This window comes from Pseudescherichia sp. (assembly GCF_032052675.1).
Classification (GTDB): Bacteria; Pseudomonadota; Gammaproteobacteria; order Enterobacterales; family Enterobacteriaceae; genus Pseudescherichia.
The window spans coordinates 1-12,154 of sequence record NZ_DAMBWA010000008.1 but is presented as its reverse complement, the minus strand read 5'-3'; the positions used below and the strand labels follow the sequence as shown (position 1 = coordinate 12,154).

Here is a 12,154-nt window from a genome sequence, read left to right as displayed (position 1 = left end):
TCTCACCAGCGAAAACCAAACCACGTCATGTCATCACGCGACGCTTCCTTATCTTGCCAGGCCTGGAGCCCCTCCAGCAGCACACCAGAGAGGGCGCTCATTGGCAGAGATCGGTTCTGTAATAACAGAGACTGAATGCGTTTCTTACCAAACATAATGCTGCGCTCGCCGCCAATCTGATCCGTCACGCCATCGGTAACAACCATCATCTGATCGCCAATGCGCAACGGGCGCTGGAAGCGACGCCACTGCTGGTCCGCAGGCGTATCGGTATAGCCAAGGCCTTTTCTGTCGGACTCAAGCATGCTGACCTCTTCATCTTCTACGCCCAGCATAAAGGCGTGCATCCGTGCATTGGCCCAAATCAGCTGCGCGTTAACGCTGTCGGCATAAATGGCGATGGCATCGCAGCCATCATTAGACTGATTAAGGTCGGCGCTGGGATGCAGCTGGCTCAGGGTCTGCTTAATGTGGCGATTGACGATCGCCAGCAGGCGTTCCGGCTCATTCGCCGGGGCCAGAGTGAGCGCCTTCTCCAGCGCAGAGGCGAAGATAAAGGTCATAAACGCGCCGGGAACGCCGTGGCCGGTACAGTCGGCAATCACCACCAGCCAGCCGTTTTCGTCGCGCTGAAAAGCGTAGATGTCGCCGCCCACGCAGTCTCGCGGCTGCCAGTAGAGGCACCACTCGTTGAGACTCTCCTCGATGCCCTGCCGCGAGCGGCTCAGCATCGACTCCTGGATCACCCGCGCATACTCAATGCTCTGCATGATCTGGAAATGCTGCTTGGCCTGCAGATCGGAGACCGTTTTGATCAGGTCAATACCCAACCCGATACCTAAATAGTGTCCCTCATCGGTCAGGATAAAGCCTTCGGTCACCGCCTTATCGCCAGTTTCGATTACCCGCTCGGCGAGATACTCCAGCCCTGCGCTGGCTTCGACAATGAGCGGTGTTTTATCCATAAAGGCAATACAGCTCTTTTGATCGTAGAGCTCATGAAAGAAGGGACGACTCATCTGAGAGAGAAAAATGTGCCGGTTAATCATGCCGAGAGGACGGCTATTTTCCAGCACCGGCAGGCCGATTAGCGTTTTATGTTCGCTAAAGAGGGCCATGACCTGCTGATTATTGGATTCGGGAGTCACGTGCGGTACCGCGATGCGTAACATGCCTGCGTTTAACTGGCGCGAGGAGAGAGGTATTTCCATAATAACCGGCGTTTTCCCAGCAAGTAAGATTTATCCTAGAATAAATCCGTAATATGACGCTTTTATTTCAATCACTTGCCTGAGATTACAACGCTATTTTATCCAGCTTAAAGGCAAACTCTAGCCATAACGCACGCCCATTCGCAGGCAAAAAAAAGCCCGCGCAGGGCGGGCAGTAAATACTGGAAGCAATGTGAGCAATGTCGTACTGAATACCTGAGCTATTTACTCAACTACTCAGTGATGAGAAAGATAATCTTTATCATCTGAAGTTGCAACCCCATCTTTATTGGGGGCGTTACTATGACTTATTCACGGTGCCGCTGACGGGCAAAACTGGCTGACAGGCGATCCAGCAGGATAGCCATCAATACGACCACCAGGCCACTCTGTAGTCCCAGACCAATTTCAAGCTGCTGGATGCTGCTGAGGATGTCGTTACCGAGGCCGCCTGCGCCCACCATTGAAGCGATAATTACCATCGACATCGCCATCATAATGGTCTGGTTAACACCGGCCATAATGGACGGCTGTGCTGCCGGAAGCTGCACTTTCCACAGTAGCTGCCACGGCGTACAGCCGAAGGCGATACCGGCTTCAATGCGTGCGCTATTTACCTGGCGAATACCAAGGTCGGTCAAACGCACCACCGGCGGCATGGAGAAGAGAATGGTGGCAAAGATGCCCGGTGGACGTCCGAGGCCAAACAGGATAGTGGCCGGGATCAGATAGACAAACGCTGGCATGGTCTGCATAAAGTCGAGCAGGGTACGCACCACGCTGCCCACCCGCGCCCGCCTGGCGCTCCAGATCCCAAGCGGGATACCGATCAGCAGGCTGAAAAAGGTAGAAGAGAGGGTAAGGGCCAGGGTCACGGCGGCGTGATCGCTGTAGCCGCTGTAGATAATATAGAGGGTGGCAAGCAAGGCAAAGAGGGCAAAGCCTTTGCCGATACGCCACGCGCTCAATCCCACGGCCAGGATCACCAGGCCCCACGGATTCAGCGCGCCAATCAGCTGCTCCAGCCCACCGGCAAAAGCATCCACCACCCGGGCAAAACCATCGAAAAAACCGCCCGCGTGGGCCAGTAGGGTATGTACCGCATCGTCAATCTGGCGGCTAAAGTCTAAGGGATAGCGCATGTTGCTCCTTACTGCGTCCAGACATCGGCATAGGTTTCCGCCAGCTGCCAGCGCGAAACGTCCACGCCGGAGAAGAAATGACGTACGTAGGCGGTAGCGGGGGCGTTGATCAGCGCCTCCGGCTTGCCAACCTGTACCAGCTCGCCTTTCTCCATAATCGCAATGCGTGTGCCCAGGCGCAGCGCCTCCTCCATATCGTGAGTCACAAATACGATGGTGCGTCGGGACTCCGCCTGCAACGTTAGCAACAGCGACTGCATCTCCCGGCGGATGATCGGATCCAGAGCGGAGAAGGCTTCATCCATTAGCAGCACGGTGGGGTTAACCACCAGCGCCCGGGCGAGCCCCACGCGCTGCTGCATCCCACCGGAGAGCTGATGGGGATAGCTGTCGGCAACATCACCCAGGCCAACCTTCTCCAGCATGGCGCGCGCCTGCTGATGGCGAAGCGGACGGGCAACGCCGGCTACCTCGAGGCCAAACGCCACGTTGTCCAGCACGCTGCGCTCTTCAAACAGGGCGAACGACTGGAAAACCATACCGATATGCTGGCGGCGTAGGGCAATCAGCTCTGCTGGTGGCAGAGCGGCCAGCGTCTGGCCCTGGAATATCACCTCGCCGGAGCTGGCCGGAATGAGATGGTTAAGGGTACGCAGCAGAGTTGATTTGCCCGAGCCGGAGAGACCGACAATGACAAAGATCTCACCGGCAAAAATCTCTAAGTTAATATTGTTCAGCGCGTTAACGCCGGACGTTTGCGGACGCCGGGAAAAAAAGCGCTTCCCGCCGCTGGGATAATAGTTCTTATTAACCGCTTTGAGCTGAAATAGTGGCTGTGACATAGTTTCATCTTAATATTTATAAGCTATATGACATTAACGTAATCCCCTGGCGGGCGAAAAACTATTTTGCTTTTTTGGATATACATAATAAGCATTAGCTTAGATAATTTCTGGCAAAGCTTTTTCCGTTAAATGAAAACTCCATGCCTCATCTAATAGCCAGGCTTTTACTTTTTCCTGTTGGGCCGTGGTGGGTTTGCCGCTGGCAGAAATAAGATAGTAACCGCGCTCGGTACGCAGCTGCGGCCCACACTGCACCAGCCGATTATCTGCCAGGAACGGCGCGATAAGCGGCTGCCAGCCGAGGGCGATCCCCTGACCCTCCAGTGCCGCCTGGATCACCAGCGAGTAAGCGTTAAAGGTGCGCGAGGCAGTGTGGCTCTGGCCGTAAACGTGGTGCTGGCGGAACCACTCCTCCCACGTCATCCAGCGCTGGGGCCGGGTCTCTGGCAGCTTTAGCAGCGGAAACGCCAGCAGGGATTCTGGCCGTTTATCCTCTTGAAGCTGCTGCTTAATTTTTTGGTTGCACACCGGAAAAACCGTTTCGGGAAAGAGCCGCTGGGTCTGGGTTCCCGCCCAGTTTCCGTGACCAAAATAGATGGCCAGATCGGCGTTGCTGTCACGAAAGCTATAGTCATTGGGCGAGGTAGCGATCTGCACCTCTACGCCGGGAATAAGCTGCTGAAGCCGCTCCATGCGCGGCAGCAGCCAGTAGCTGGCGAAGCCCATATCGGTATCGATACGCAGCACGCTACGCTGGTGTCGGGTACGCTCCAGCTGCTCGCTGATCTCGTTCAGGCTATTACGCACAATGAGATACAGGCTGTTACCTGCCTCGGTAAGCTGAACCCCCCGGTGACGCCGCTCAAATAGCGGAGCATTAACAACGTTTTCCAATGCCTGAATGCGCTGGCTGACTGCCGGCTGGGAAAGTCCCAGCTCATGTCCGGCGGCGGTAAAATTACCTAAACGCGCCGCTGCTTCAAATACCACCAGCGCCTGGAGAGGCGGAAGCTGTAATTTTCCTGTCATTAGCCCACCTTATGTCACGATAATGAAATAACCCCTTCACAGGGATAAATAAGCGTGAGATAAACCTAACACGTTTTTCTTTTTTATTTTATTTTTGGACGCTTCATGCTTATGAATAAACCGAATATCGTTATTCTCATGGCCGATCAGTTAACGGCCAGCGCCCTCAGAGCCTATGGTAATAAGGTTAGTCTGACACCGAATATCGATAAATTAGCGCGCGAAGGGGTGGTGTTTGAATCTGCCTACTGTAATAGCCCGCTTTGCGCACCGTCGCGTGCGTCGCTGATGACCGGGCAGTTTATTTCGCGCAATTCGGTATTTGATAACGCAGCCGAATTCCATGCTGATTCGCCCACTTTTTGCCACTATCTGCGCGAGCAGGGTTATCGCACCTGGCTCTCCGGCAAGATGCACTTTTGCGGCCCGGATCAGCTCCACGGTTTCGATGAGCGCCTGACCACCGATATCTACCCGGCAGATTTTGGTTGGACGCCGGACTGGCACCATCCGGAGCGCCGCCTGGACTGGTTTCATAATATGAGTTCAGTGCTGGAAGCAGGGGAGTGCGTGCGCACTAACCAGCTCGACTTTGACGACGATGCGCTCTTCCAGGCGCGCCAGCGGCTCTACGATGCGGCGCGGCGGCCCGACGAGCAGCCGTTTATGCTGCTGCTCTCTCTGACCCATCCCCACGATCCCTTTGCTATTCCAAAGCGTTATCTTGACCGCTTTAACGAGGCGGATATCGACATGCCGAAGACCCGCAGGGGGGACGTGGAGGACGATGCCCACTCAGCCCGACTGCGCGCCATGTATCAGCTGGAAGAGGGGTTAATTACCGACGATCATATCCGCCGTGCGCGCCACGCCTACTATGGCGCGATGGCCTACGTCGATGACTGCTTTGGCGAGGTGGTGCGCACCCTGGAGGAGACCGGGCTGGCGGAAAATACCGTGGTGATGGTCATCGCTGACCACGGGGAGATGCTCGGCGAGCGCGACCTTTGGTACAAGATGACCTTCTTTGAAAACGCCGTGCGCATTCCCTTTATTGTGCACAACCCTAAACGTTTCGCACCGCGCCGGGTAAGCCAGAGCGTCTCGCTGGTCGATGTGCTGCCTACCCTGGTGGAGCTGGCTTCCGGCGAAGATCGTAAATCGCAGGCGATTTCTCCTCTCGACGGCAGCAGCGTGGTGCCGCACCTGAAGGGCGAAGCGGGGCCTGACGACGCGGTGAGTGAATACCTTGCCGAGGGCGCGCTTGGCCCGATGCTGATGATCCGCCGTGGCAGTTGGAAATACATTCACTCTTTCAGCGAAGCGCCGCAGCTTTTCAATCTCGATGAGGATCCCTATGAGCGGGTCAACCTGGCGAGCCATGCGCGCTTCCAGGATCAGGCCCACTCTTTTGCCAGCGAGGTACGCTCCCGCTGGGATCTGGATGCGCTCCATCAGCAGGTGCTGGCCAGCCAGCAGAAACGACTCTTTCTGACCCGCATTGCCGGACGCGACGCCATTCCCAAGTGGGACTACCAGCCCTTCCTGGCGGCATCGGAGCGCTATATTCGTAACCATCAAACGCTGGATGAACAAGAGGCCTTTGCCCGCTATCCGCGTCCTTTTCACCAACCAGCAGGAAAATAATAATGAAGATGAAAACACTCACGCAATGCGTTCTGCTGGCTGCGGCTGGCTGGCTCCCTTTGAGCAGCATCGCCGCAGAAGAGGCGCGCTGTGACACTATTACCCAGTCCGATCCGGGCTGGACGGACATCGCGGCCACCAACGCGCTCTCTGGCGTGGTGCTGAACGCGCTGGGCTATCAGCAGAAGGTGCAAAATCTCTCGGTGGCGCTGGCCTACCAGGGGTTGAAAACCGGACAGGTAGACGTTTTCTTAGGCAACTGGATGCCCGCTCAGGAGCCGGTTATCAGCAAGTTTACCGCCGACGGCTCGGTCAAGGTGCTTGGCGCTAATCTGCCTGCGGCTCGCTTTACCCTTGCCGTACCGGACTACGTGGCGGCTGCGGGCGTGAAAGACTTTGCCGATCTGCAAAAGTTCGCCGACAAGTTTAACCATAAAATTTACGGCATCGCCCCTGGCGCACCGGCCAACCAGAATCTGAAGAAGATGATCGACAAGCACGATTTCGCCCTGCAAAACTGGAATCTGGTGGAGTCGAGCGAGAGCGGGATGCTGGCGCAGGTTACACGCGCGGTGGAGCGTAAGGAGTGGATCGTGTTTCTCGGCTGGGAGCCGCATGCCATGAACACCCGCTTTAAGCTGGCCTACCTGAGCGGTGGCGACGCTTACTTTGGTGCTAACTACGGCAGCGCGACGGTCAATACCGTTACGCGTAAGGATTTTGCTACCCAGTGCCCGAACGCCAACCGCTTCTTCAGCCAGTTGAAGTTTGACGTCCCGCTGGAGAACGCCGTCATCACCCGGGTGCTGGATGATAAGCAGAGCGCACAGGAAGCCGCCCGTGCTGAGCTGGCAAAACGCCCGGAACTGCTGGATAGCTGGCTTGCTGGCGTCACCACCCGCACCGGGGAACCGGCGAAGCCTGTGGTGTTGAAGGCGCTGGGGCTGTAAGCGATAACGGCAGCATTAAAATCCTGTTAAAAACCACGCAGCTTCTCTGAGGCGAAGCTGCGTGGTTTTTTATCAACTTTTCAAGGTAATTATTCTTGATCGCATACTCATAATGAGTATAGTTCTCATTCTCTTTAGCGTTTGGTTAGGCCACTTTTGGCCTGCGCGCTACCTTCCTGATGAATGACTTTGAACGGTTAAGGATGCTTCTGATGAAAATGAAAACCTCTGCCCTGGCTCTCTGCGTGGCAATAGTGCTGAGCGGCTGCAATACCACCCCGTCCGCCAGCGCAAAACCGGCCGCCGAGGCGCAAAAACCGCAGGCAGCGGCTGCTCAGCAGAGTAACGTCGTGAAGCGCGATCTGGCGGAGGGCGTCTATGAGCTGGCGTTAAGCCCGGCGGGCGATGCGCTGTACGTAGCGAGCGCGGAAGGGTTCAAAGACGTTCAGGGCGGGGTGGTCTATAAGCTCGATCCTAAAACCTTAAAAACGATCGGATCGACCCATACCGATCTGAAAAACTTCGGCATGGATATCGCCCCGGACGGTAAAACTGTTTACGTCACCAACTCGCTGGACGCGGGCATCAGCGCTATCAACACCGCCGACGGCAAGGTGCTGGCGCGGGCGATCTTCCCGGAGCGCAATAAAGAGGGCTTCCCGTACGGCGCACGCCAGGTGCTGCTGCATAACGGCCTGCTCTACATCGGCGCGGTAGCCGATCCGGCGCTGATCTGGGTGGTGGATGCGAAAACCATGAAGCTGAAAACCCGTATCAAAAACACCGGTAAATGGATGACCGGCCTGCACTACTCGGAGCAGACCCAGCGCATCTATGCTGCCAACGGCGGCGGTGAGATCCTGGTGATCAACCCGCGCAATAACCGGGTGGAAAAGCGCTGGAAGCCGCTGGGAGAAAAAGAGTCCCTGCTGCTTAACTTCGCGGAAGACAGCGCCACCGGCCGCCTGTTCGTGACCGATAACTCGAAGGCAAAAACCACGCTGGTGCTGGATATCCATACCGGCAAGGTGATCAAGCAGCTCGACGTCGGTGACTCCCTGTCGGTGAAATTTAACCCGAAACGTAACGAGATCTACATCAGCCAGCGTGAATCCGGCAAGCTGCTGAGCCTCGACGGCACTACCTACGCGGTGAAGCACGTCTGGGATCTGCCGCCGAACCCAAACAGCCTGCTGATCTCTGCGGACGGCCAGATCCTCTATGTCACCGTCAAGCAGGCCTTCAATAAAGATCACTCTACCAACGGTCCGGACAGCGTTGTCCGCATCGCCCTGAATCAGTAATTCAATCGGCCCGGCAACGGGCCATTTTTTTAACCCACGCTCTTATATGAGTTAATGATGCGAAACATAAAAAATAACGCTCTCACTTTGCGCAAGTCTTTGCTTGCGCTGGCTATCGGCGCGGTAGCCCATTCGGCGCAGGCAGCGGCCGCTGACACCAGTAATACCCATCAGGAAGATACCCTTGTGGTGCAGGCCACCCCGGCCAGCGATTTTACCCCCGGCGGCGATGTGCCGGTTCCCGCCTATCTGGACGGGCAGGTAGCTCACGGTGGCCGTCTGGGGATGCTCGGCGAGCAGAAAGCGATGGACGTTCCCTTTAACGTCATCGGCTACACTGCGAAAGCGGTAGAGGATCTGCAGGCTAAAACCATTGCCGACGTGGTGCGCAACGATGCAGGCGTCCAGCCGGTGCAGGGCTACGGCAACTCTGCCGAAACCTATCGCATTCGTGGCTTTAAGCTCGACGGCGACGACATGACCATGAGCGGCCTGCCGGGCGTGGTGCCGCGTCAGGTGGTGGATACCCAGATGATCGAGCGTGTCGAGATCTTTAAAGGCGCCAACGGTCTGCTGAACGGCGCGGCGGGCAGCGGCGTGGGTGGGATGATCAACCTTGAGCCCAAGCATGCGGAAGATACGCCAACGACCCGCGTGGGCGTCGACTACACCAGCCAGGCGATGGTCGGCGGCTCGCTGGATCTGGGGCGTCGTTTTGGCGATAACAACCAGTTTGGCACGCGCATTAACCTGCTGCATCGTGAGGGCGAAGCTCCGCTGGATCACGATCGTCGCCGCACCACGCTGGCCTCGATCGGCCTCGACTACCGGGGCGATCGCCTGCGCACCTCTCTGGATGCGGGCTACCAGAAAAAGACCTTCCACGGCAGCGGCATGGGCGTCAATATTACTGGCGTAGATTTCATTCCCGACGTACCGGATCCCAGCACCAACTACAGCCAGAAGTGGAGCTATAACGACATCGACAACCAGTTTGGCGTGGCTCGTGCCGAGTATGATCTGACCGACGCCTGGACCGCCTACGCCGCCACGGGTGCGCAGCAGGCCCATGAAATTGGCACCTACAGCACGCCGAAGCTGATCAACGCCAACGGTGACGCCACGGCGAGCCGTCTGGATACCAACCGCTATATCGATGCCAACAGCGGTATGCTGGGCCTGCGCGGCAACGTTGATACCGGCTTTGTCTCACATAAAATCAACGTCGGCTATTCGGCGCTGATCAAGCGCGACAGAACCGCATGGCGGATGTCCTCCGCTGCTACCAACCCGCTCGTCAACATCTACCATCCGAGCGATGTGGCGATGCCAGCCAATACGAGCTTCGGCGGTAACTATGGCGATCCGCGTACCACCAGTCGGAACCGTACCCAGGGCTGGCTGCTGAGCGATACCCTGGGCGTGCTGGATGACAGCCTGCTCTTCACCGTGGGCGCGCGTAACCAGAAGGTGGTGGTGCGCAACTACAACAACGCCACCGGAGCAGAGGATGCCGGCTCGCGCTATGAAGAGAGCCGCTGGATGCCAACCTACGGCGTGGTCTATAAGCCGTGGGAAGCGCTGTCGCTCTACGCCAACCATACCGAAGCGCTGCAGCCGGGCGCCGTGGCTCCGAGAAGCGCCTCTAACTTCGGTCAGAGCACCGGTATTGCCCACTCGAAGCAGAATGAGGTCGGGGTGAAGATCGACTACGGCCGCATCGGCGGTACCCTGGCGCTGTTCGAGATCAAAAAGCCCTCTGCTATTCAGTACGGTACGAATGGTCCCTACAAGCTGGACGGTGAGCAGCGTAACCGCGGCGTGGAGCTGAACGTCTTTGGCGAGCCGGTGCTTGGCCTGCGCCTGAACGGCAGCGCCACGTGGGTTAACGCTGAGATGACCAAAACGCAGAACGGCCTCAACGACGGCAAGGACGCTATCGGTGTCCCGAGCGTCTTTATGGTGTTTGGTGCGGAGTACGACATCAAGCCGGTAGAGGGCCTGACGGCAACGGCGCGCGTGAACCACTCTGGCTCGCAGTATGCCAACGCTGCGAATACCAAAAAGCTGGATGACTACACCACGCTCGATCTGGGCGTCCGCTACCGGATGCAGCTGAACCAGGATGCTAACGAGATGGTGTGGCGCGTGGGCGTGGATAACGTGACCAACGAGAAGTACTGGTCTGGCGTTGAGGATCTCGGAACCTACATCTTCCGCGGCGATCCGCGTACCCTCAAGGTATCGATGAGCTACGACTTCTAGTCTTTTTAAATGCCGGGCGGCGCTGCGCTTGCCCGGCCTACGTTGGAAACGGTGTGGGTTTGTAGGCCCGCGTAAGCGAAGCGCCACCGGGCGTTACTCTGCTGATGTCGCGAGGGCTGGCGGCAACGCCAGCCTTTTCGTCTGCTTGCTACCGGTAACGCTAAGTGTTAAAAGATGCCCCTTTATTAAAATAGACAGGGGTAGGGCGTGAAAAACGCGTCAATCGCATCTGGCCAGCAACAGGCAGATGGCGCGTCGGGGAGTGGGCCGACGCTGCAACGGGGTTTGCAAAACCGTCATATTCAACTTATCGCGCTGGGTGGCGCTATTGGCACCGGGCTGTTTCTGGGCATCGGTCCGGCAATTCAGATGGCCGGGCCAGCGGTGCTGCTGGGCTACGGCATTGCCGGGATTATCGCTTTTCTGATTATGCGTCAGCTGGGTGAGATGGTGGTCGAGGAGCCGGTCTCCGGTTCGTTCTCCCACTTTGCCTGGAAATACTGGGGTCCCTTCGCAGGCTTCCTCTCCGGCTGGAACTACTGGGTGATGTTTGTGCTGGTGGGCATGGCGGAGCTGACCGCAGCGGGCATCTATATGCAGTACTGGCTGCCGGATGTCCCGACGTGGGTCTGGGCCGCCGTGTTCTTTATCGTCATTAATGCCGCTAACCTGGTCAACGTCCGCCTCTACGGCGAGATGGAGTTCTGGTTTGCGCTGATCAAAGTACTGGCGATTATCGCGATGATCGGCTTTGGCCTGTGGCTGCTCTTCTCTGGCCACGGCGGCGAGCGCGCCACCTTCGATAACCTCTGGCAGCACGGCGGCTTCCTCGCTACCGGCTGGCATGGGCTGATCATGTCCCTGGCGGTGATCATGTTCTCCTTCGGCGGCCTGGAGCTGATCGGCATTACCGCCGCTGAGGCGCGCGATCCGCAGAAGACCATCCCGAAAGCGGTCAATCAGGTGGTCTACCGTATCCTGATCTTCTACATCGGCTCGCTGGTGGTGCTGCTGGCGCTCTATCCGTGGGTGGATGTCAAAGCCGACAGCAGCCCGTTCGTGATGATTTTCCACGAGCTGGACAGCAACATCGTCGCCTCGGCGCTGAACTTTATTATCCTGGTGGCCTCACTCTCGGTCTTTAACAGCGGCGTCTACTCTAATAGCCGGATGCTGTTTGGCCTCTCGGTGCAGGGCAATGCTCCGGCGTTTTTAACCCGCGTTAATGCCCGCGGCGTGCCGGTTAACTCGCTGTTTCTCTCGGCGGCCATCACCTCGCTGGTGATCGTTATCAACTACCTGCTGCCGAAAGAGGCCTTTGGCCTGCTGATGGCGCTGGTGGTGGCGACGCTGCTGCTGAACTGGATCATGATCTGTCTTGCGCACCTGAAGTTCCGCGCGGCGATGCGTCGCCAGGGTCGGATTACACAGTTTAAAGCGCTGCTCTATCCGGCAAGCAACTACATCTGCATCGCCTTTTTAGTGCTGATTCTGGGCCTGATGTGCACCATCGACGGCATGCGGATGTCCGCCATTCTGCTGCCGGTGTGGATCGCGTTCCTGTTTATCGCCTTCAAACTGCTGCGCCGCAAGGCTCGCTAATCCTCTGCCCGGCCTACAGGGTGCCCAACTGCCTTTGTAGGCCGGGTAAGCGACAGCGCCACCCGGCGTTCTGCTATTGCCCGGCGGCGCTATCGCTTGCCGGGCCTACAGGGTGCCCAACTGCCTTTGTAGGCTGGGTAAGCGACAGCGCCACCCGGC

Annotated in this window: 9 protein-coding genes; 5 read left to right on the top strand and 4 right to left on the bottom strand. The window is 57.5% G+C overall.

All coding sequences use genetic code 11. From position 1 onward, the window contains the following. Positions 1-2: 2 nt before the first annotated feature. From RTX96_RS12055 to RTX96_RS12040, 4 genes are all read right to left on the bottom strand, one after another. Complete coding sequence (locus RTX96_RS12055) at positions 3-1,211, bottom strand: SpoIIE family protein phosphatase (RefSeq protein ID WP_312671091.1); 1,209 nt, start codon at positions 1,209-1,211, stop codon at positions 3-5. Positions 1,212-1,519: 308 nt separating this feature from the next. Further along, entirely contained in the window at positions 1,520-2,353 is an 834-nt protein-coding gene (locus tag RTX96_RS12050) for an ABC transporter permease (protein WP_103821455.1), read from the bottom strand. A gap of 8 nt (positions 2,354-2,361) precedes the next feature. Then, positions 2,362-3,195, bottom strand: a complete 834-nt coding sequence (locus RTX96_RS12045) for an ATP-binding cassette domain-containing protein (protein WP_312671089.1) — start codon at positions 3,193-3,195, stop codon at positions 2,362-2,364. Positions 3,196-3,294: 99 nt separating this feature from the next. Next, positions 3,295-4,227 carry a LysR substrate-binding domain-containing protein gene (locus RTX96_RS12040; RefSeq protein ID WP_312671087.1) on the bottom strand — a complete coding sequence of 311 codons (933 nt, stop codon included), beginning with the start codon at positions 4,225-4,227 and terminating at the stop codon, positions 3,295-3,297. 105 nt (positions 4,228-4,332) lie between these two features. On the opposite strand from RTX96_RS12040, the gene betC reads away from it, so the two are divergent. From betC to pheP, 5 genes are all read left to right on the top strand, one after another. Further along, complete coding sequence (gene betC / locus RTX96_RS12035) at positions 4,333-5,874, top strand: choline-sulfatase (RefSeq protein ID WP_312671086.1); 1,542 nt, start codon at positions 4,333-4,335, stop codon at positions 5,872-5,874. A 2-nt stretch (positions 5,875-5,876) separates the two neighbouring features. Then, the gene (gene choX, locus RTX96_RS12030; protein ID WP_312671085.1) at positions 5,877-6,824 is read left to right on the top strand and encodes a choline ABC transporter substrate-binding protein; all 948 of its coding nucleotides are present in this window, start codon (positions 5,877-5,879) and stop codon (positions 6,822-6,824) included. Positions 6,825-7,036: 212 nt separating this feature from the next. After that, on the top strand, positions 7,037-8,128 hold the full coding sequence (locus tag RTX96_RS12025; protein ID WP_312671084.1) for a YncE family protein: 1,092 nt from the start codon (positions 7,037-7,039) through the stop codon (positions 8,126-8,128). A 57-nt stretch (positions 8,129-8,185) separates the two neighbouring features. After that, the gene (locus RTX96_RS12020; protein ID WP_409418564.1) at positions 8,186-10,393 is read left to right on the top strand and encodes a TonB-dependent receptor; all 2,208 of its coding nucleotides are present in this window, start codon (positions 8,186-8,188) and stop codon (positions 10,391-10,393) included. 207 nt (positions 10,394-10,600) lie between these two features. Further along, positions 10,601-11,995 carry a phenylalanine transporter gene (pheP, locus tag RTX96_RS12015; RefSeq protein ID WP_103821448.1) on the top strand — a complete coding sequence of 465 codons (1,395 nt, stop codon included), beginning with the start codon at positions 10,601-10,603 and terminating at the stop codon, positions 11,993-11,995. The last annotated feature ends 159 nt before the right edge of the window (positions 11,996-12,154 follow it).